The sequence below is a fragment of the Flavobacterium columnare genome, from assembly GCF_014844295.1.
GTDB lineage: Bacteria > Bacteroidota > Bacteroidia > Flavobacteriales > Flavobacteriaceae > Flavobacterium > Flavobacterium columnare.
In genome coordinates, this window is record NZ_CP054494.1 from 2,565,683 (window position 1) to 2,588,675 (window position 22,993).

The window sequence follows — 22,993 nt, forward strand, 5'->3', positions numbered from 1 at the left end:
TTATATGTACAAAGAAAAAAAGATCACAATGAAATCCATTTTATCTTTAACATTATTAAGTCTTTTCCTTTTGACTAGTTTTAGCTCTTTAGCTCAAAAACAAAAAGCAGATATGATCCTTACTAACGCCACAGTTTATACTGTTGATAAAAAATTTTCAAAAGCGGAGGCATTTGCCGTAAAAAGAGGTAAAATTATAGCTATAGGAAAGTCAGTAGATATTCTAAAAAAATATCAATCAACAAAAATACTTAATGCACAAGGAAAATATATTTTCCCAGGACTGTATGATGCACACGCTCATTTTTATAGTTTTGGATTAAATCTTCAAAAAGTAGACTTGCGAGGAACTAAAAGTTACCAAGAAGTTTTAGATCGAATAATTGCATTTCAAAAAGAAAAAAATCTTACTTTCATAACAGGACGTGGTTGGGACCAAAATGATTGGGAACTCAAAGAATTTCCAACAAAAGAAGAATTGGATAGATTATTTCCTACCATACCTATAGTTTTAACTAGAATTGATGGTCATGCTCTTCTGGCCAATAGTAAAGCCCTAGAATTAGCAAAAATTACAACAGAAACAAAAGTGTCAGGTGGAGAAATTCAAATAAAAAAGGGAGAACTAACAGGTATTTTGATTGATAATCCAATGGAATTGGTTTATAATATTATTCCAAAAACAACAACAAAAAATCAAGTACAAGCACTCAAAGATGCTCAAAAAGTAATGTTTCAATACGGTTTAACAACCATTAATGAAGCAGGTTTAGAAAAAGAAACCATTCACTTGATAGACTCATTACAGCAAAACAAAGAATTAAAAATTAATATTTATGCCATGGTGAGTGCCAGCCAAGAGAATGTAGATTTATATACACAATTAGGCCCCTATAAAACAGATTGGTTGAATGTACGATCCTTTAAATTTATGGGAGATGGCGCTCTAGGTTCTCGCGGTGCTTGCTTGCACCAGCCTTATAACGACCGTTCTAATCATTATGGTGCGTTATTGTCATCTGTAGCTGATGTTCGAAAAATAGCAAAACAAATAGCAAACTCTGAATTTCAAATGAATTCTCATGCTATAGGGGATTCTACCAATACCGTTTTGTTAACTATTTATAAAGAGGTTTTAAAAGACAAACCCAATAGAAGATGGAAGATAGAACATGCACAAGTAATGAGAGAGCAAGATTTTGATGCTTTTTCCTCTAATATTATACCCTCCGTTCAACCCACACATGCTACATCGGATATGTATTGGGCAGAACAACGAGTAGGTAAAGAACGAATTAAACAATCTTATGCTTATAAAAAAATGCTAAACAAGGCAGGAATAATAGCTTTAGGAACTGATTTTCCTATAGAAGAAGTAAATCCTATGCTGACCTTTTACGCTTCGGTGGCTCGTAAAGATTTAAAAAACTATCCAGAAGGAGGGTTTCAACCAGAAAACGCTTTATCTAGAGAAGAAACAATAAAAGGAATGACTATATGGTCCGCCTATTCTAATTTTGAAGAAAACGAAAAAGGAAGTTTAGAGGTAGGGAAGTGGGCCGATTTTGTTATTTATGATAATGATTTGATGACAGAGGATATAGATGCGATTCCTTATGTAAAACCCATTAATACATTTATAAAAGGAGAACAAGTAAAATAATATAAACTCCGAAAAAGGTAATTTTAATCAATCAAAGTAAAACTTTTTGATTTGAATATCTGCTTGAATTTACATAAGATAGATTGAAGTAGATTGGTGTGCCGGTTTACTTCAATTCCAATCAATGATTTAGGGTTAACCTAAAAAAGTATTATGTCACATTCTCTTTTTAAACGTTCTTTATTTATATAAACCATAGATCAATTGGTTTTCATATTTGTTATTTTATAAATTTAATATTAAAAAGCAAAGGAAATATAATAAATAAAAGTCATTCTAATTGAAATATTTTTTTGAATAAAAATAAATAAATCTACTCAAACTTAATAGATATAAGATTCTTTGTTTTGTAAAGATGGTATGATTATTGATGTATTTATTTCTTGAAAAGGGTGTTTTGTAGTAAAATACTGATATTTAGTAGTATAACTTAAATATTGTTGTTGTAAAATATATTAAAACAGTCTTAATTTATTAACTTTGTAAATGATTTTAAATGTAAGCGGGATGAAAAAAAGAGTATTGTTAATTTTTGTTATTTTAAGCTCCATAATAATCAATGGACAAGTAGGGATTGGAACGGTAACGCCTCAAGGAATATTAGATATTAGTTCTAATACAAGTGGTTTGGTACCTCCAAGAGTGCAACTAACAGCATCAAATAGTGAAGCACCCGTATTAAATCCGCAAGGAGGCTCAATTGCAGAAGGGACAATTGTTTATAATACTGTAACTGCTGGTATAGCTCCTAATGATGTGGTGTCTGGTTTTTATTATTGGAATGGAACGAAATGGTTACTTTTAACGAATCAAAGCACAACTACTCCAACGAATTGGAGTATTTTGGGGAATGGTAATACTAATCCAAACACGAATTTTATAGGTACAACAAATGCAAATGACTTTGTAACAAGGACCAATAATATTGAAAGATTAAGAGTCACAAGTACAGGTAATTTAGGAATAGGAACTTCTTCGCCTACTTCTACGTTAGATGTAAATGGGAGTTTACGAATTCGTAACATTCCTGTTACTACAAGTTCAACTCAAATACTTACGAGTGATGCTAACGGAAATATAGGAACATTTAATACGCATCTTCTTTCAGATGTAGATGGGATTGTGGCTTTAAATCCTGTTAGTTATTCAATAGCATCTCCCGGTATCGTTAATAATTTGAATTTAGGGTTGTCTACCAGTGTTAGCCTTCCAGCAAATAAAAACTGTATAATTATTATAAACTATTCCGTTCCTGTAGGTATTTCTAATTTTCCTAAAGAAGAAGTGATAGGGTATTATGGTATTCGATTTTTAAAGAATGGGACTGAAGCAGAAGCAGGGTCTAGGAAATCAACTATTGTAAATAATTATGAAGCACCACCATCGACTGGTTCTACTGCAAATATGTCAACGATTACAAATACATATATCGAAAAATTCACTACAGGAGCATCTCCAGTAAATATTACTTATTCTCTTAATGGTTATATAGAATATTATTCGTACTTTAATTCAAATTTTCTTTTTAATATGTGGTCTTCATCTCCTCCCAATTATAACTGGGGAAGAGCAACCATTACAAAGCAAGTCTATATATTATGATGATTTTTGAAATTTAACCCAGATTATGCGTTATACTTTGTGATCAAGATGAAAAGGGCAAAGAAGATAAAATACGACATGGAAATTTTTTACCGAAGTTGTAGTTTTACTACATTTAGGACAAAAAAAATGCTTTTTTATATTAAAAAAGCATTTTATCTCTAATGAATTTTTAATGCGTAATCTGGGTTTAAAATAGATTAAGAATTTTTTTCTAATAAATAAGATGTCTAAAAAGTAGTAACTTAATATATAGTTTGTCTCTTCTACGACAAGGGAAATCACATGTTAGTATTATGTGATTTCATTTTGTTTATTCATTTCCTTAAACTTCTTTTAGACGAAAGGATAGTATTTCCGACCTTTAATAACAGCCAGTTTCGGCCTAATTAGGATCGTTTAATTTGAATTATACCATTTAAGCTTAAAATATACTGGATTAAAAAGTAAAGTTCTCAATACGTTTTTTTTAAACAACTCGAACAAACGGTTGAGTGTATAATTGAAATAATCGTTCGTTCGAGCGCGAAGCGCATCGAGAACCAACACTAATTTTTATTGCTTTTGTAAGATAGTGTCTAAATCAATATACAGTTTGTCACCCCGACATAAGGAGGAGTCTCATAATCAATAGTATGTGATTTCTCCCTTTGATCGAAAAGATTGTGAACTTTTTAGACAGTTTCAAGGTTAAAAAAATAGTATTATGAGGAAATTTCAAAGTTTAAATGGTATAAATAAACTACAGATGCCCTTTTTGTACCTTCTTTCAATAATATAATCAGGGATATATGACCTCCTTCTTTTACCCTTGTTTTTACTTTCTCTTTTGCTAATTCTGTTGTTTTTAACCAAAAGAACAACAAAGTTCTCATTCGGTGAAGCATAATTCTACCCGCCTCAAAAGCTACTTTTTCAGGTTGAAAAGGGGAGAGCCCTTTCGCAATTTCATCTGTATTTACAAATTCTTTACAATCTAAAATTTCAGGTAAAATGGTAAAAGAGGCTGTGGTTTTTCCAGCACCATTACAACCCGAAATGATATATAGATTTTTTTTCGTCATCTACAAAAATCTAATGAAATTTTTATGAAGTAATGTTATACCCTTAATATCTTCTCCATCACTTTGCCCTTTGCTAACTCATAAATAAGTTTATCGAGATAACGAATTTGTCGCATCAATTTATCCTCGATTTCCTCCAATTGTATTGGATGATAACCCGTTGACCAACAAATAATCGTATCGACTTCGGCTTGGGTACGACCTTTTTTCTCAGCTTTAGCGATGTAATGCGGATAAACGGAAGCGAAAGACATTTTGAAGATGCGGTGGGGTTGCATTTTGATCTATTTTAGTAGATATTTTGATTACTATAGCTAAACAAATTTTAAAAATGAAAAATTAATTATCATATCAAAATTTTCTAAACAGACAAATTTCTTTTAATGTTTCAATTTGTTTATTGTGTAAATTCTCTAAGTCTTTTTTATCAATTTTAATTCTTATTTGACCATATCGATCATACGGATGTGCTTCTGATTTTTGATTTCTTTTTGAATTAATTTCAATCCAATATCTATTAGATTTTGGAAAATCTTCATTTATGATTTGAGAGTCTAGATTTACTCCAAATTCTTTAGAAGGTTTTTTTATGTTTAATCGTTCACATATTTTGTCAAAGCATAAATTATTAAAATTGTTTAAGTTTAAAATGGCAATTGAAGGTTCATTAAACCTGAATTTTTCATATCCAAAAAGTGATTCGTTTAGTTCGTTATAAATTATATCATCATTCCAAATATTTTTATTAAAAAAAGTTTCTGGATTAGTTATATTATAAATGTTTTTTAAAGTTTGTGAGATATAATCTTCAATGTTACCTCCTTTAATTTTTTTGACATACGTATTGTAGTCACAATTGAGATCAATGCTTAAAAATACACTTAAATTACGAATAGATAAATACAATCCTTGTAAAGCCAATAAATCGTTTTTGTTTTTTAATAATCTAATAGTAAAGAGTTTTTTGTAAGTAGGGTCTGAAGAAGAAATAAACTTATAATCATTTATCTTTCTTTCGATGAAATAATTGCCGCCATTTTCAACTAAAAGTAATTCAAATAATTCATTTTTTTTATTGTGATATAGCCAATCAATCATATAATATCTCACAAGCCAATTTCTATTTCCTTTAGAAATATATTTTTCAAATATACTTTCATTAAATTCAATCTTTGGAAACCATTTAAATATCAATGCAGTTAAATGATGAAATAATATATCTTCATCTAATAAAACAGAATTTAGGAAAGATTTGACTTCTTGCGAATCATTATAATGCTTTTGTAAATAATATAAAATTCCTTCGAATTGCGTAAACAAAAGTTCATAATTTGAGATAATCTTTTCTTTAATTTCATCATCTTTATTAAGTTTGAAAAGAGAAAATCCTATTATTGTTTTGTCTAAATATTCTTCAGACCTTTTTAAATCATCTTCCTCGAAGCATTCTAAAAACCTTTTTTTTAATTGGCGATGGGTTTTAGATTTAAGACTTTTTATTGGTTTTCCATCTGTTTCTTTTAAATATTCTTTATTTATTTCTGAAAACTTATTATTTTGAACTTTAAGTTCTTTTTTGATGTCATCAATTTTCTTAATAGATATTTTATTTCCTTGAGGAATTAATCCTAAATCTCTAGATATTAAGTCTAAGGCAGCAATTGCTTTTCTTGAAATTTTTTTGTCTCGACTAAAAATTCTTATATCATCTACATATCTCAAATATTTTATTTCCAGTTTTCCTTTAGTTGTTATTTCATCATCTAGATAGATTAAATATAAATCTGCAAAAAAGGCAGAAGCTAATGGACCTTGAGGTATTCCGTGTTTTGAAATAAATGTTCGATGATTAAAATCACCTGTCCAAGTTTCTAAGCAATTTTCTAATAGATTAATTATTGATTCGTCAATCCCGTAATTTTTTTTTAAAATTTGAAATAGTATATTATGGTCAATTGTATCGAAAAAAGAAGCAATGTCAAATTCAGATAAATAAACATAGCCATCATTGAAATACTTTATTGAACGATCACTAAAATTCTTCCAACTTTTTTTCCAAGGTTGAAAAAAAAACATTTTATCTGTTTCATTGGAATTTGTAGGATTTACTATATTTCCAAAAATTGTCTTCCCATATAGAGGTGCAATCTTATCAAAAGAAAAATCTACAATAATGTTTGCTATTGCTTGATAAATTAGAAGATCAGTAAATTTAAGCATTGAAAGAGGTCTTACTAATTCATTTTTTTTAGGAATAAATATTTTATGAGCCTGTTCAGCTTTGTAAGTCTTATTTCTTAATTGATCAGTTAAATTTTGAATATTCGAATTCAAAAAAGTTTCAAAAATCTTTAAATCTGGATAATATATACTCTTATATAAGTTTCTTTGTGCATTTTTTAATCTATAAAAAGCTAATTCAAAGTTTTCTGTCGTTAAGAGTTTTTCATATTGATTCATTTATCTTTTAATTTTAAAAAATATACTATTTTTTATTCGCATTTACCAAATATAAAAAATCTCCCACAAAAAAAGCGGTCTTACAACCGCTTTCCTTTTATTTATTTTGATTCTCAATCCATTTTCTGGCATTAACAAAAGCTTCTAACCAAGGCGAAACTTCATCTTTTTGCTCGCGGTCTGGGTAATGTGCCCAGTTCCAAGGGAAGATCGAACGCTCAATATGTGGCATCATTACTAAATGGCGTCCTGTAGTGTCGCACATCATGGCAGTGTTATAGTCGGAACCATTTGGGTTAGCTGGATAACCTTCGTAAGCATATTTACCTACAATGTTGTATTTATCCTCACTGTATGGTAATTTGAATTTACCTTCACCGTGCGAAATCCAAACTCCTAAAGTCAATCCTTCTAAAGAAGATAACATCACGGAGTTATTCTTTTGAATTTTAACTGAAGTAAAGCCACTCTCGTGTTTGTTAGAAGTGTTATGGTGCATTTTGCCGTGTACTTCGTGTTCTGGATTGATCAATTCTAATTCCATTAACAACTGACAACCGTTGCAAATTCCAACCGACAAAGTATCTTCTCTCTTAAAGAAGTTTTGTAAAGCGGTATTTGCTTTTTCATTGTATAAGAAAGCACCAGCCCAACCTTTTGCTGAACCTAATACATCTGAGTTAGAGAAACCACCCACAGCTCCAATAAATTGGATATCTTCAAGAGTTTCACGACCCGAAATTAAGTCGGTCATGTGCACGTCTTTTACATCAAAACCAGCTAAGTACATCGCATTGGCCATTTCACGCTCGGAATTACTTCCTTTTTCACGGATGATGGCCGCCTTCGGTCTGTCATTGCGAGGATATGAAGCAATCTTACCGCTGAAATTTTCAGGGAATACAAACTGTAAAGGTTGATTTTTATAGTTATTGTATCTTTCTTGAGCCATTCCGTTTTTAGATTGTTTCGAATCTAAAAGGAAGGAAGTTTTGTACCAGGTGTCTCTTAATTGCGCTACATCAAAATGGAATTGGTCATTGAAGTTTTTGATTGAAACGGTGTTTCCTTCAGTAACGGTTCCAATTTTGAATACCTTTACATTGCGTTTTGCAAAAGCTAAATCTATGGCATCATCTCCTAAATTAGACTGGAATACCAACCCAATGTTTTCGTTGAATAACGCTTTTACCGTATCGACTTCGTTTAATATCGTCAAATCAATGGTTGCACCCACATTTACATCAGCAAAACACATTTCAAGTAAGGTCGTAATCAAACCACCGCTACCTACATCGTGTCCCGCACTGATGTTTCTTTCTTTGATTTGATTTTGGATTTCGTTAAATGCATTACGCACATAAACGGCATCTTTCATCGTTGGTACTTCATTACCAATTTTATTTAAAATTTGGTAGAAAGAAGAACCGCCTAATTTGAAATTATCTTGTGAAAGGTTGATATAGTAAATGTTACCGCCGTTTTTCTTAAGTACAGGTTCAACTACTTTAGTAATGTTTGAACAGCTTCCCATAGCCGAAATAATTACCGTTCCGGGTGCAATTACTTCATCATTAGGGTATTTTTGCTTCATTGAAAGCGAGTCTTTACCCGTTGGGATATTGATGCCTAATTCGATAGCAAAATCCGAACAACCTTTTACTGCTTCATATAAACGAGCATCTTCACCTTCATTTTTACAAGGCCACATCCAGTTCGCTGATAAAGAAACCGATTGTAATCCGTCTTTTAAAGGAGCCCAAACTAAGTTGGATAATGCTTCACCAATGGCATTTTTTGAACCTGCCACTGGATCTACAATTGCGGCTACTGGAGCGTGTCCTATTGAAGTCGCAATACCTTCTTTTCCTTTATAGTCTAATGCCATTACCCCAACATTATTCAATGGTAATTGTAACGGACCTGCACATTGTTGTTTCGCAACTCGACCACCTACACAACGGTCAACTTTGTTGGTTAACCAGTCTTTACAAGCTACCGCTTCTAGTTGCAACATCTTGTTTAAGTAGTTTGGAACATCAGCAACAGTATAATCAGGATTTGAATAGTTACGATTAATCTTTTTATCCGTCATAATCGTTTTAGGCGAACTACCAAAGAAATCTTCTAAAGCATAATCCATTGGTTTTGCACCCGTTGTTTTTGATTCGAAAGTAAAACGATGGTCATTCGTTACATCACCCACAGTGTACATAGGCGAACGTTCTCTTTCTGCAATACGGCTTAGTGTTTCGATGTCTTTTTCACCAATAACTAATCCCATACGTTCTTGCGATTCGTTCCCAATGATTTCCTTAGCCGAAAGGGTAGGGTCACCTACTGGTAATTTATCTAAATCGATATGTCCACCAGTAGCTTCAACTAATTCTGATAAACAGTTTAAGTGTCCACCAGCGCCGTGGTCGTGAATGGAAACAATAGGGTTATTGTCACTTTCTACTAAACCACGAATGGCATTAGCGGCACGTTTTTGCATTTCTGGATTCGAACGTTGAATGGCATTTAATTCGATACCCGAACCAAAAGCACCTGTATCGGCAGAAGATACCGCAGCACCTCCCATACCAATTCTATAATTCTCACCCCCTAAAATAACGATTTTGTCGCCTGCTTTAGGTTCGTGTTTTTTAGCTTGTTCTAATTTTCCGTAACCAATACCACCCGCTTGCATGATTACTTTGTCGAAACCTAATTTGCGAGCCTCTTCTTCGTGTTCAAAAGTTAAAATTGAACCCGTAATAAGCGGTTGACCAAATTTATTACCAAAATCAGAAGCCCCGTTAGACGCTTTGATTAAAATATCCATAGGAGTTTGGTACAACCATTTTCTCTCTTGCATTCCCTTCTCCCAAGGACGTTCATCGTTTAAACGAGAATAAGAAGTCATATACACTGCAGTACCTGCTAATGGTAACGAACCTTGTCCACCGGCTAAACGGTCACGGATTTCACCTCCTGAACCTGTAGCGGCTCCGTTGAATGGTTCAACCGTAGTAGGGAAGTTGTGGGTTTCTGCTTTTAAGGATAAAACCGATTCAAATTCTTTTTCTTGGTAGAAATCAGGTTTGTCAGCACTTTTTGGGGCAAATTGAACGGCTGTGGGTCCTTTTACAAAAGCTACGTTGTCTTTATAGGCTGAAACAATCTCGTTAGGATGTGTTTCAGAAGTTTTTTTAATTAATTTGAATAGGGAAGTAGGTTGTTCTTCACCATCAATGACAAAAGTTCCGTTGAATATTTTGTGACGGCAGTGTTCTGAATTGGCTTGAGAGAAAGCAAAGATTTCAGAATCAGTTAGTTTTCTTCCAATTTTAGTTGAAAGATTATGTAAATATTCCACCTCTTCTGGGCTTAAAGCCAAACCTTCTTGTTGGTTATAAGCTTCAATATCTTCAATTTCCAGAATGGGCTCCGGTTGAATATTAATGGTATAAATTTCTTGATTTAACTCCGAATATTTTTGAGACAGCATAGGGTCGAAATCCGAAAAATCTGGAGTAACTTTTTGGAACTCTTCAATGCGAATAATTCCAGAAATACCCATGTTTTGAGTGATTTCAACGGCGTTTGTGCTCCACGGAGTTACCATAGCCGCGCGGGGACCAACAAAAAAATCCGCTAATACGGATTTTTCTATTTTATGTGCGTCGCCAAAAAGCCAGTTTAATTTTGTAATGTCTTCAGTCGATAATTCGTTTTGCGTTTGTACAGCAAATACAGTGTTGGTTGCGTTACCAAAAAAATGAATCATTGTTGTGTGTTGTTGTGTTTGTCATGGCAAATGTAATACTTACTTTTTGAAAAATGAAATAAGATTTTTAAAACACTTAAAAGTGTTTTTACTGCATTTCATCGGTTTTTCTGGTTAATTGTTATTATTTAAAGTTAATTTGTAGAAAAATAACAAGTAAGATTATGAAGACCTATTTAATAACAGTTTTGCTGTTTTTTAATTTTAATTTTTATTCGCAGTCTTTTATTTTTAATCAAAAGCTATATAAGTCAATAGAAGATAAGGCTATTAGATTTGATGAAATTAATAGAAGAGTTGAAGAATCTTTTAAAAATCGTGATATTAATGCGAAAGGGAGTGGATGGAAAGTATACCAAAGATGGAAGTATATTTCGAGTTTTGAAGTAGATGAAAATGGTTATCTACCTAACTCGAAAGGTGTTAGGGAAATGAAAAAGGCATTTAGGGAGAGTCCAGTTCTTAATGATCAAGTTTATGAAAAATCATTAAATAATTTATGGACACCCGCAGGGCCTTTTACATATACGAGTAAAGGGTCTCGTAGTTCAGGTCTAGGTAGACTAAACTGTTCTGTTACGGATCCTACTAATGAAAATATAATTTATGTAGGAGCAGCTACAGGAGGTGTTTGGAAATCTATAGATGGAGGGTTAAGTTGGTCTCCTAAAACTGATTTTATAGATTCAATAGGTATTTCAGGATTAGCAATAGATCCTAATAATACGAATGTAATCTATGCAATGACAGGAGATGCTGATGGAACGGATGTAGAATTTGATGGTCTTTACAAATCAAATGATGCAGGTGAAACTTGGGTAAAAATGGGGTTAACAGATATAAATTATGGAAGAACAATATTGATAGATCCTAATAATAGTAATGTTGTAATTGTAGGGACAAATTCTGGGGTGTATCGTTCGCAGGATGGAGGGCTTACTTTTGAGCAAACTTCGGATCAAGAAGTTGTTTATCAACTCCTTTTTAATACCAATGATTCTAATATTGTGTATGCTTCTACTTCAAATGGGAATGATACTTTTATTTATAAAAGTATTGATAATGGTTTGACTTGGGAATTAAAGAAAAGTTTTGTGCGAGTAAAAAAAATGCTTATGGCAACTACTCAAGCGGACTCTAATTATTTGTATTTGTTAGGAGCCAATACATCTGGAAGTTTAAACGGATTTAAAGGGGTTTATTTATCAGTTGATTCAGGAGAAACGTTTACGCTTAAAAATGATAAAACGAACATATTAGAGGTTTATCAAAGTTATTATGATTTAGCATTGGCAGTATCGCAAACTAATAAAGATTTAATCTATACAGGATGCCTAAATTTATGGGGTTCAAATGATGGAGGAACAACTTTTACCAGGTTGAATTATTGGACAGATGATACTAGTCCTAGATATACACATGGGGATATTCATAATATAAGGACGGTAGGATCTAATGTGTATGTGTGTTCGGATGGTGGAATTTATATTTCTAAAGACAATGGTAATACTTTTGTGAATAGATCCTTTGGTTTACAAATAAGTCAGTTTTATAAAATAGATACTGCTCCATCTACAAATTCTAAATTAGTAGGAGGCTTACAAGATAATGGAGGTTTTATATCAGATAATGATGCTTGGGTAAATTTTCATGGAGGAGATGGTTTAGATACGGCAATAAATCCTGCAATGCCTAATTTAGCATACGGTTTTACACAAAATGGTGGATTTTTGTATGAATATAATTTTAATTCAGATGATTATGGCTCTTTTATCACAAGTCATTCACCAGGAGAGTGGCTTACTCCACTTGAAATTTCTAGTGCAGGGAACATTTATGGAGGATGGAAAGAAGTAGAGGAATTAGTGAATAAAAAAGTTTGGCAACCAAGGACTAATAATTCTAATGGATATAACATAAGAAACATGAAAGTTAATCCATTATACCCTAATAGGTTGTTATATTATAGAAAAAGTACTGCTAATCCTAATTTTGATGAATTAATTTATACAGATGAAAACAGAGATAATTCAGGTAATTTGGTTCCCAGGGTTATTGATCTTCCTCCTGCTCCAGGAATGTTTACTAAAACTTTGGTGGCGATTTGTTTTAATCCTGTAAATCCTAATATTTTCTATATAATATATGGTACAAAAGTGTATAAAACAGCCGACTCAGGAAAGACTTGGATAAATATAACTTATAATTTACCTTATTCGGTTAGTTATTGTATAGCTGCACAAGGAAATCAAAAGAATTCTGTTTATGTAGGGACAAATTTAGGAGTGTATTATTTTGATGAAGAGTCGAATTCTTGGAGTCTTTTTAGCAATGGTTTGCCTAGAGTTAAGGTAACAGAGTTAAAAATTAATACTTCTGAGAACAATTTAACGGCTTCTACTTATGGAAGAGGAATATGGAGAGTAGCTTTACCAAGTGGAACGCTTGCCGTAGAAGATCATCAATTGGATGTAAATAAAGGAGGTGTTTTTCCTAATCCTTCTAATGGTATTTTTAGACTAAATGTTAATATTCAGGAACCTTTAAAAATGGCTGTATATAATATTTCAGGTAAATTAGTTTTTGAAAAAGCATTCCAATCATTAACATCTAATGATGAAATTAATATTTCAGATAATCCTAAAGGAGTTTATTTGTTAGATATAAAATCAGATCAGTACACTACTAGAAAAAAGATTTTAATAAAATAACTTAATTTTAAAGTGTTTTTTAATGAGTTGCTAGATTGGTTTTTGTATGGTAAATACTCTTTTATTTATATTATAAAAGTAAGTTTAGAAGAATAGTAAAAATGCAAAAAGTTTCCTAGTATTAAGTTTTTATTTTTTTTGAATTTAAAACCCTGTTTTGAGTGAAATAGCACAAAATAGGGTTTGTTCTTTTATTTTGTAATTGGATTATTTCTAGGATGAGGGTAGCTACTTTTAAAAAGACAGGAGAATTTTATCATATATTCTTTTTCTGGTTGTAGTGATGACGAAGGAAACAAATTTATTTATAATAAAATAGTAAGAAACTAATCCATTGTTTGATTGTTATCCCAAACGAGGAAATTACATAAAGGAGTCACATAATGTAATTAGGGATTATTGAACTAAATTATTTGAGACTTTTTGTTTGTTCTTATACTATAAAAGGGATGCTATAATAGGAGTGTTTGAAAAACATATTGTTAGAATTTCTATTAGTAGATACAGAATAAGTACTTATTAATGAGTATCTAAATTTTTACTAGATCGTATTTGAATCAAGAGGTTGGCTTCTACAATAGACTGAAATAACTATAAATCCTGAATTATATGAAAAGATGATTTAAAATTTAGATTTTAAAGAAAAAGAATGTATAAATGATTAATAATTTTAAAAATTACTCGGCCATTTTTCGTAATTGGTTTTTATTTTTAATGGCAATTTTTTTTCCTGATATGCTGATTAATTCTTGTTTGTTTAATTCAGAAAGGAGCCTGATACAACTTTCGGTGGCAGTACCTATTATACCAGCTAATTCTTCACGAGAGAGTTGGATACGGAGTGAACCGTCCTCATTGTTGCCAAAGGTTTCCTCCAAATAAATGAGCGTTTCGGCTAAACGTTCTTTTACGCTTTTTTGAGCCATTGATACCATGTGATCATCAGCCTCTTTTAAATCGCCACAAATAGTCTTCATTACATTCATAGAAAACTGATTGTTTTGATTAAAAAATTTTAAAATTTCACTTTTAGGTACAAAACACACTTCCATATCTTCTAAGGCAACAGCACTCAAATTAGCGGGTTCTTCGCTTATCATTGATCGTTGTCCTAAAAGTTCACCTGCTTTTACCAGTTTTACAATTTGATCTTTACCATTAGTACTCAGTTTGGTCATTTTGCAAATACCATCTTTTATACAAAAGACTCCGTTAGTCATTTCACCTTCTTCAAAGATAGGTTCCCCTTTTTTAATGGTGTATGACGTTTTGCATTCGGCCATTCGTAATAATTCGTCCTTTGTTAGGGCCTTCAAAGAACTGAATTGCCTAACGATACATTGTTCACATTTGCTCATAAACACAAAATTCAGCATTCAAAGATATTCAAAGTATGATAAATATCATAGTAAAATTATCAATAACAAAGGAATTTTGTTTAAGGTTTAAAAGAGCAAATTAATTTATGGATAAAATGAATTGTTTTCATTGTGGAAACGATATTGTAGAAAAGGAAAAAATTGTTTTTGAAGATAAGTCTTTTTGCTGTGTGGGCTGTAAAACAGTATATGAGATTTTTAGTCAAAATGATTTGATTTGTTATTATGATTTCGAACAGTCACCAGGTGCCGCACCGCAAGATATTAAGGGGAAATATGATTTTTTAAATGACGAAAAAATTGTTTCTAAATTATTAGAATTTGAAGAGAAAGGAACCCATATAGTTACATTATATATACCACATATACACTGTAGTTCTTGTATCTGGATTTTAGAAAATCTTCAAAAATTAATTCAAGGAATAGCTAGTTCCCAAGTTAATTTTCATCAAAAGAAAGTTAGAATTACGTATAGTCCAGATATGACCAATTTAAAAGGTATAGTTGAAATACTTAGCAAAATTGGGTATGAACCCTATATCAGTCTAGAAAATTACGAAAATAAAAAACAACAAGTAGATAGAACTTTAATTTACAAAATAGGGATTGCATTTTTTTCTTTTGGTAACATCATGTTACTTTCTTTTCCAGAATATTTTGAAGTAGGAGAGTTTTGGATTGAGCAATATAAGGGATTTTTTAGATGGTTGATTTTTGCGTTATCATTACCTCCTTTTTTTTATTCTGCCTCAGGGTATTATGTATCTGCCTGGAAAAGCATCCAATCAAAAATGCTAAATATAGACATTCCTATTGCTTTAGGAATTATAGTAATGTTTGTACGAAGCACAATAGATATAATTTTTGATTATGGACAAGGCTTTTTTGATAGTATGTGTGGGTTGATCTTTTTCATGTTGTTAGGTCGACTATTTCAACAAAAAACATATAATTTTTTGTCTTTTGAGCGTGATTATAAATCCTATTTCCCTATAGCCGTTACTAAAATTACAACAGATGGATTAGAAGAACCCATTCAAGTATATGATATTATAAAAGGGGATAGACTATTAATTAGAAACCAAGAATTAATACCCGTAGATGGTATTCTAATTTCGTCAGAGGCATCTATTGATTATAGTTTTGTTACGGGAGAGGCGGTACCAATGAAGAAAAAATCAGGGGACAAGGTATATGCAGGAGGAAAACAAATAGGAAAAGTTATAGAAATAGAAGTCTTGCATTCGGTTTCACAAAGTTACTTAACGCAATTATGGAGTAATGATGTTTTTCAAAAACGAGTAGAACAAAAATACAAAACAATTACAGATACAATTAGTAAGTATTTTACACCTGCTTTATTGTTGTTGGCTTTTGTGTCTTTTGTTTTTTGGATATTTCAAGATGTTTCTACAGCATGTAATGTTTTTACAGCAATTCTAATTGTGGCTTGTCCGTGTGCATTAGCATTAACCGCTCCTTTTACATTAGGAAATGTCCTTCGCATAATGGGATATAGAAAATTCTATTTGAAAAATGCTACGGTTATAGAACAATTAGCAAAAGTAGATACAATCGTTTTTGATAAGACAGGAACCATTACAACGAACAAAAAAACATCTATAACCTATGAAGGAAGTGAATTAAATGCAGATGAATTAAGACTTTTAAAAAATGTACTTCGCACTTCTAATCATCCTTTAAGCCGAAGGTTGTATGATTTTATTCCAACTCAAGAAAAAATAGAAATTACTCATTTTGAAGAAATAACAGGAAAAGGAATTTTTGCAGAATTGAACGACCATTCAGTTAAATTAGGTTCTTCACAATTTTTACAACACATGAGTGAAAATACTCATAAGAAAACGAAGGTTCACGTTGCAATTAATGAGGTATATAAAGGAAGTTATGTGTTTAATAATCAGTATCGTGAAGGATTAGAACAATTGTTTGAAAATTTATCAAAAAAATACCAATTGGTTGTTTTATCAGGTGATAATGATGGAGAAAGGAAGATTTTAGAAAAAATGTTACCCTCTTCTACAAATTTAGTATTCAATCAAAAACCAGAAGAAAAATTACAATATATAGAAAATCTTCAAACAAACGGCAAGAATGTAATGATGGTAGGAGACGGGTTAAACGATGCAGGAGCATTGGCTCAAAGTAATATAGGAATTGCTATTTCAGAAAATGTAAATGTGTTTTCTCCTGCCTGTGATGGGATTTTGGATGCTACCCAATTTTCAAAGATTGATTTTTTTATGAAGTATTCAAAAAATGCGATGAAAACTATTTATATGAGTTTCGGATTATCGCTCCTATATAATGTTGTCGGCTTAAGTTATGCTGTAACAGGTAATTTGTTACCTATCATAGCGGCTATTATAATGCCTTTGAGTACTGTTACTATTGTGAGTTTTGTAACATTGATGAGTAATTTTTATGCGTCTAAAAAAGCATTTTAAATCTTTTATTTTAAGATACTTAAAATAAAAGATAGTATAAATGTTAAACAAAAAGGAGAGTATGATAAAAGTCATATTTTATCCCATATAGTCAAGGTAACTTTGAAGTGTAAAAATAAAGGTATGAGTATTATTTATTTGTTAATCTGTATCAGCATCGTATTGGCTGTTACCTTTCTCTATATTTTTATTAGGGCGGTAAGGAGTGGTCAGTTTGACGATGATTATACTCCTTCGGTACGTATGCTATTCGAAGATGAGTTAAAAAATAGTAAACCCAAAACAAATATAAATTCAGAAAATCAAATTTAATTATGGAAATGCAACAATTTTATTATGACAACAAAATTGTAAACAAGTTCATATACGCAACCATAGTTTTTGGGGTAGTAGGTATGTTAGTAGGGCTATTGTTAGCAACAATGTATTTATTCCCTAATATTACAGATGGTATTTCGTGGTTGAGCTACGGACGTTTACGCCCTTTGCATACAAATGCAGTAATTTTTGCCTTTGTGGGTAACGCAATGTTTGCTGGTTATTATTACTCTATTCAACGATTATTAAAAACCAGAATGTATAGCGATTTTTTAACGAACTTAAATTTCTGGGGATGGCAGTTAATTATTGTTGCTGCAGCCATTTCTTTGCCTTTAGGTTATACTACCTCTAAAGAATATGCTGAGTTAGAGTGGCCAATAGATATTGCTATAGCATTAATTTGGGTAGTATTTGGTGTTAACATGATCATGACTATTTTACGTCGTAGAGAAAGACACCTGTATGTAGCCATTTGGTTTTATATAGCCACTTTTGTAACAGTAGCAGTACTACATATCTTTAATAGTTTAGAATTACCTGTTAATGGGTTAAAATCATACTCTGTTTATGCAGGGGTTCAAGACGCATTAGTTCAATGGTGGTATGGGCATAACGCAGTTGCGTTTTTCTTGACAACACCTTTCTTAGGATTAATGTATTACTTTATGCCAAAAGCAGCTAACAGACCTGTATACTCTTATAGGTTATCAATTATTCACTTTTGGTCTTTAATTTTCTTATATATCTGGGCGGGGCCTCACCATTTGTTATATACCGCTTTGCCCGATTGGGCGCAAAACTTAGGGGTAGTATTTTCAGTAATGCTAATTGCGCCCTCTTGGGGAGGTATGATTAACGGGCTTTTAACTTTAAGAGGTGTTTGGGACAAAGTACGTACGGATGTAGTATTGAAATTCTTTGTAGTGGCACTTACAGGCTATGGTATGGCAACTTTTGAAGGTCCTATGTTATCATTAAAAAATGTAAATGCTATCGCACATTTTACAGATTGGATTGTAGCACACGTACACGTTGGAGCTTTAGCTTGGAATGGTTTTATGACTTTTGGTATTATTTATTGGTTATTACCTAGATTAACTAAAACACAATTATATTCTCAAAAACTAGCTAATTTCCATTTTTGGATAGGAACATTAGGGATCATCATGTATACTCTACCAATGTATGTAGCTGGTTTTACACAAGCTTCTATGTGGAAACAGTTTAATCCCGACGGCTCATTAGTCTATGGTAATTTCTTAGAAACAGTTACTCAAATTATGCCTATGTATGCTATCCGAGCTATAGGTGGAACCATGTATTTATTAGGTATGTTAGTAATGGTTTATAATGCGTACAAAACGGTTGCTAACGGACAATCAGTTGAAGATGAATTAGCAGAAGCACCAGCATTAAGTACTATTGCTCCATATCGTTTGAAAAACGAAAAATTTCATGCTTGGTTAGAAAGAAAACCGGTTCAATTAACCGTTTTAGCTACAATTGCAATTCTGATAGGAGGGATTATACAAATTATTCCAACGATTGTTGTAAAATCTAATATTCCAACCATTTCAAGTGTTAAACCCTATACACCTTTAGAATTAGAAGGACGTGACCTATATATTCGTGAAGGATGTGTAGGATGTCACTCTCAAATGATTCGTCCTTTCCGTTCAGAAGTTGCACGTTATGGGGACTATTCTAAATCAGGTGAATATGTGTACGATCATCCTTTCTTATGGGGATCTAAACGTACAGGACCCGATTTGTTTAGAGTAGGAGGAAAATATAATGATAACTGGCATTTTAATCACATGTGGGATCCTCAAAGTACATCAGCTGGTTCCATTATGCCTGCCTATAAATGGTTGTTTGATAACAAACCAGCCGATTATTCTCAAATTGAGAAAAAAATGGAGGTAATGAAAACATTAGGTGTTCCTTATACTGAAGAAGATATTAAAAAAGCAAAAGCATCTATTGCTGAGCAGTCTACTAAAATTGAAGCCAATCTGAAAAACGATCCAGACTTTGTAAAAAGTTACACAGAAAGTGAGAAAAACGCGAAGATGCGTAAAGAAGAATTTGTTCCTATGAGAGATCGTGAAATTGTAGCTCTAATAGCTTATTTACAACGTTTAGGAACAGATATTAAGGTTAAAAATTCACAAAATTAAAAGACTATGTTGAAGTTTGTCAAACACACTATGGAAAATATCGTAGGTATCGAGATATATCCCATCATTTCATTATTAATCTTTTTCTTCTTTTTTGTAGGATTATATTTTTGGGTTTTTACTTATAAAAAAGATAAGATTAATCAACTGAGTAATTTGCCTTTTGCGGAAGGTACTACAGACGAATTTTTAAACTTATAAAACATAAAAGGGCCTTTTATAATAGATAGAAAGATGATAAGATTATTAAAAGGCAATAGATATGTACTGCTAAAAAATAAAATTTAAGCATTATGAAAAAAATATTTCCTATATATGTAAGAATTCCTGTATTTTTTGCAATGTTTTTCATTGCCATGGAATTCTTTATTGACTCGGGTGACCGTCCAGCTTTTATTAAGTATCCCATATTAAATGTTATCCTATTAATATTTCTATTAATATTAGTAGCTGTGGAACTAGTTCTTAATGCAACTGACAAAGTCTTAGACACTTTATTAACGGATGAACAAAGAAAAGCAAAAGAACTAGAAGATAATCTACCTTTTACAGAAACTCAGTTCTTCAAAGGAATTTTACAAAAGTTGACTCGTTCTCGTAAAGTTGAAGAAGAAAATGAGTTAATTATGAACCATAATTATGATGGTATTCAAGAATTAGATAATGTTTTACCTCCTTGGTGGGTCTATTTATTTTACGGAACCATTGCGTTTGCATTCATTTATTTAGTACGTTTCCACATGCTAGGACATGATGATCAAACCGCTGAATTTGAAAAAGAAATGGCTATAGCAAAAGTACAAGTAGAAGAATACAAAAAAACAGCACCAGATCTAATGGATAAAGAAACAGTTACTTTATTAACAGACGCGGAAAGTATTAATGCAGGTAAAGCTATTTTTCAAACCAATTGTATTGCTTGTCATAAAGCCGATGGAGGAGGTGCTATAGGACCAAACTTAACGGATAAACATTGGATTTTAGGAGGAGGAATTAAAAACGTATTTAATACCATTATGGAAGGAGGACGTGCAGGAAAAGGTATGATTTCATGGAAAGATCAAATAAAACCTTCGGATATACAAAAAATAGCTAGTTATGTACTTAGCTTACAAGGAACTAATCCTGCTGGAGCTAAGGCTCCTGAAGGAGATGTATGGGAAGAAGGGGGAGCTACTAAACAACCGGCTACAGAAACAAGCTCAGCAGTTGTTGATTCAACAAAAGCTAAATAATTAAAGTGAAATTAGGTCTTATTTAGACAAAAGAGAGAAATCTCATAAAAAAAAGAGATGTTTTATGAGATTTCTCATTTCACTTTGTTTAATCCAAAAAGATAGAAAAACAATAAATTATGGCAGGCCATTCACCATCAGATAGTTTTAGAGATACTATTGCAACTATTGATAAAGAAGGAAAGCGCGCTTGGATTTTTCCTAAAAAACCAAGTGGGAAATTTTATGATAGAAGAAAAATAGTCAGTTACTTCTTATTAGTTTTTCTTTTTTCAGCACCTTTTATAAAAGTAAATGGAAGCCAGTTTTTATTATTTAATGTAATAGAAAGAAAATTTTCCATTTTAGGATTTCCTTTTTGGCCTCAAGATTTTCACCTAGTAGTGATCTCTATGATTATTGGGGTCGTTGGGTTAGCATTATTTACAGTTGCTTTTGGACGTATTTTTTGTGGTTGGATTTGTCCTCAAACTATTTTTATGGAAATGGTTTTTCGACGAATAGAATATTGGATAGAAGGCGATAGAGGAGCTCAAATAAAGTTAGCTAAGCAAGAATGGAATGCTGAAAAAATTAGAAAAAGAATAACAAAAGGGATTGTCTTTTTTGTAGCTTCTTTCTTTATCGCTAATGTTTTTTTAGCTTATCTAATGGGGGGAGATCATGTATTAGATATGGTACGTCAAGGACCACTACACAATACAGGTACTCTAATTGCTCTTTTAATTTTTACAGCAGTTTTTTATTTTGTATTTGCATGGTTTAGAGAACAAGTTTGTATTATAGCTTGTCCTTATGGTCGTATGCAGGGCGTACTATTAGATAATAAAACCATTAACGTAGCCTATGATCATGTAAGAGGAGAGGGCGAAAAAGGAAGAGCAAAATTCAAAAAAGGAGAAGATAGAGCTTTAGCTGGTAAAGGAGATTGTATTGATTGTCATCAATGTGTAAATGTTTGTCCTACAGGGATTGATATTAGAAACGGAGTTCAGTTAGAATGTGTTAACTGTACCGCTTGTATTGATGAGTGTAATACCATCATGAAAAGCGTAAATCTACCTATTAACTTAATACGCTATGCAAGTGAAGATGAAATTGTAAAAAAAGAAAAATTTGTTTTTACAACTCGAATGAAAGGATATGTAGCTGTTTTAAGTATTCTTATAGGTATTTTTATAGGGATGTTATTTTTAAGAAATGATGTAGAAGCTACAGTATTACGTTTGCCAGGGCAATTATTTCAGCACAAGGGAGAAAATATCACAAATGTTTTTACTTACAAAGTTGTTAATAAAACCATGAATGATTTTAAAAACGTAACATTTAAATTAGTAAGCCCAGAAGGTAAAATAGAAATTGTGGGCAAACAAAGTATTCAGGTAAGAAAAGACAATTTAGCTCAAGGTACTTTGTTTGTAGAAATTCACCCAGCATTTTTAGAAGGTGATAAAACAAAAATAAAAATAGAAGTTTACAATAATAATAACTTGATAGAAACCACTACTAGTAATTTTTTAGGGCCAAGAAAATTTAATTAGCAACTAGCAAGGTAATCTTTTCAAACCTTAAGAAAAAGAATTTTAGGAAAATAGAACTTAACTTCTTAATTCTTAGGGTTAGAATATAAAACAGGTATGTAATAATAGAATTATGAGAGCAAATTGGGGAACAGGAATTGTGATAGCATTTGGGTTATTTATCACATTTATATTATACTTTGTATTTAAAGTACAAGGAACAAAAGAATATGATCATGAAATGGTTACAGAGGAATATTATAAAAAAGAAATAGGATATCAAGATCAATTAGATAAAGAACAAAATGCCAGTAACTTAAAAGAAAAAGTCCTTTTAGAAATTACAAGCGAAGGACTTCTAATAAAATTTCCAAAATCATTTGAATATAAAAATATAATAGGTAAGGTGTCCTTTTATAGACCGTCTAATCAGCAATTAGATTTCGATGTGCCCATATCGTTATCTTCTTCCAATTTGCTCATACCTAAAACCAAGCTGATTGGCGGTCGTTGGGACATTACTATTGATTGGAAATACCAAGAAAAAGGATATTTAAATAAAGAGAAAGTTAATTTATAAAAAGAAACAAAAAAAATATCTATTTCTTTAAATCAAAA

Annotated in this window: 14 protein-coding genes and 2 pseudogenes; 10 read left to right on the forward strand and 6 right to left on the reverse strand. The window is 31.7% G+C overall.

The window, feature by feature from the left end; translation table 11 throughout:
- Positions 1 to 28 precede the first annotated feature (28 nt).
- On the forward strand, positions 29 to 1,663 hold the full coding sequence (locus HUE53_RS11185; protein WP_041253407.1) for an amidohydrolase: 1,635 nt from the start codon (positions 29 to 31) through the stop codon (positions 1,661 to 1,663).
- Positions 1,664 to 2,170: 507 nt separating this feature from the next.
- The gene (locus tag HUE53_RS11190) at positions 2,171 to 3,265 is read left to right on the forward strand and encodes a hypothetical protein (protein WP_123906685.1); all 1,095 of its coding nucleotides are present in this window, start codon (positions 2,171 to 2,173) and stop codon (positions 3,263 to 3,265) included.
- A 735-nt stretch (positions 3,266 to 4,000) separates the two neighbouring features.
- Here the strand turns inward: HUE53_RS11190 and HUE53_RS14535 are convergent.
- The 5 genes and pseudogenes from HUE53_RS14535 to purL form a co-directional block, all read right to left on the reverse strand.
- Positions 4,001 to 4,137 (reverse strand): annotated as a pseudogene (locus tag HUE53_RS14535) (zeta toxin); the annotation flags it as partial.
- A gap of 3 nt (positions 4,138 to 4,140) precedes the next feature.
- Positions 4,141 to 4,329: pseudogene (locus HUE53_RS14540) on the reverse strand (hypothetical protein); the annotation flags it as partial.
- A 35-nt stretch (positions 4,330 to 4,364) separates the two neighbouring features.
- Positions 4,365 to 4,607 (reverse strand): DUF2200 family protein, encoded by a 243-nt coding sequence (locus tag HUE53_RS11200; protein ID WP_097609700.1) that lies wholly within the window; start codon positions 4,605 to 4,607, stop codon positions 4,365 to 4,367.
- A 73-nt stretch (positions 4,608 to 4,680) separates the two neighbouring features.
- Positions 4,681 to 6,789: a reverse transcriptase domain-containing protein gene (locus HUE53_RS11205; protein WP_146917171.1), complete on the reverse strand. Its 2,109-nt coding sequence runs from the start codon at positions 6,787 to 6,789 to the stop codon at positions 4,681 to 4,683.
- A 97-nt stretch (positions 6,790 to 6,886) separates the two neighbouring features.
- Positions 6,887 to 10,561 carry a phosphoribosylformylglycinamidine synthase gene (gene purL, locus HUE53_RS11210; protein WP_192188494.1) on the reverse strand — a complete coding sequence of 1,225 codons (3,675 nt, stop codon included), beginning with the start codon at positions 10,559 to 10,561 and terminating at the stop codon, positions 6,887 to 6,889.
- Positions 10,562 to 10,725: 164 nt separating this feature from the next.
- Here purL and HUE53_RS11215 point away from each other — a divergent pair, with 164 nt between their 5' ends.
- On the forward strand, positions 10,726 to 13,272 hold the full coding sequence (locus tag HUE53_RS11215; protein ID WP_192188495.1) for a T9SS type A sorting domain-containing protein: 2,547 nt from the start codon (positions 10,726 to 10,728) through the stop codon (positions 13,270 to 13,272).
- Between the two features lie 677 nt (positions 13,273 to 13,949).
- On the opposite strand, the gene HUE53_RS11220 is transcribed toward HUE53_RS11215, so the two are convergent.
- Positions 13,950 to 14,630: a Crp/Fnr family transcriptional regulator gene (locus tag HUE53_RS11220; RefSeq protein WP_014165404.1), complete on the reverse strand. Its 681-nt coding sequence runs from the start codon at positions 14,628 to 14,630 to the stop codon at positions 13,950 to 13,952.
- Positions 14,631 to 14,737: 107 nt separating this feature from the next.
- Between HUE53_RS11220 and HUE53_RS11225 the strand changes: the two genes are divergently transcribed.
- The 7 genes from HUE53_RS11225 to HUE53_RS11255 all read left to right on the forward strand — a co-directional run bounded on the left by HUE53_RS11225 (position 14,738) and on the right by HUE53_RS11255 (position 22,955).
- Positions 14,738 to 17,119 carry a heavy metal translocating P-type ATPase metal-binding domain-containing protein gene (locus tag HUE53_RS11225; RefSeq protein WP_192188496.1) on the forward strand — a complete coding sequence of 794 codons (2,382 nt, stop codon included), beginning with the start codon at positions 14,738 to 14,740 and terminating at the stop codon, positions 17,117 to 17,119.
- A 123-nt stretch (positions 17,120 to 17,242) separates the two neighbouring features.
- Positions 17,243 to 17,431 (forward strand): cbb3-type cytochrome oxidase assembly protein CcoS, encoded by a 189-nt coding sequence (ccoS, locus tag HUE53_RS11230; RefSeq protein WP_014165402.1) that lies wholly within the window; start codon positions 17,243 to 17,245, stop codon positions 17,429 to 17,431.
- Positions 17,432 to 17,433: 2 nt separating this feature from the next.
- Positions 17,434 to 19,620 (forward strand): cytochrome-c oxidase, cbb3-type subunit I, encoded by a 2,187-nt coding sequence (gene ccoN, locus HUE53_RS11235; protein WP_065213471.1) that lies wholly within the window; start codon positions 17,434 to 17,436, stop codon positions 19,618 to 19,620.
- Between the two features lie 6 nt (positions 19,621 to 19,626).
- Positions 19,627 to 19,821 carry a cytochrome c oxidase subunit IV gene (locus HUE53_RS11240; protein WP_041253213.1) on the forward strand — a complete coding sequence of 65 codons (195 nt, stop codon included), beginning with the start codon at positions 19,627 to 19,629 and terminating at the stop codon, positions 19,819 to 19,821.
- A 92-nt stretch (positions 19,822 to 19,913) separates the two neighbouring features.
- Positions 19,914 to 20,855, forward strand: coding sequence for a cbb3-type cytochrome c oxidase N-terminal domain-containing protein (locus HUE53_RS11245; RefSeq protein WP_065213472.1), 942 nt, complete (start codon positions 19,914 to 19,916; stop codon positions 20,853 to 20,855).
- Between the two features lie 119 nt (positions 20,856 to 20,974).
- A complete protein-coding gene (ccoG, locus tag HUE53_RS11250; protein WP_014165397.1) occupies positions 20,975 to 22,396 on the forward strand; it encodes a cytochrome c oxidase accessory protein CcoG in 1,422 nt (473 codons plus the stop codon).
- A 112-nt stretch (positions 22,397 to 22,508) separates the two neighbouring features.
- Positions 22,509 to 22,955, forward strand: a complete 447-nt coding sequence (locus HUE53_RS11255; RefSeq protein ID WP_014165396.1) for a FixH family protein — start codon at positions 22,509 to 22,511, stop codon at positions 22,953 to 22,955.
- Positions 22,956 to 22,993 lie beyond the last annotated feature (38 nt).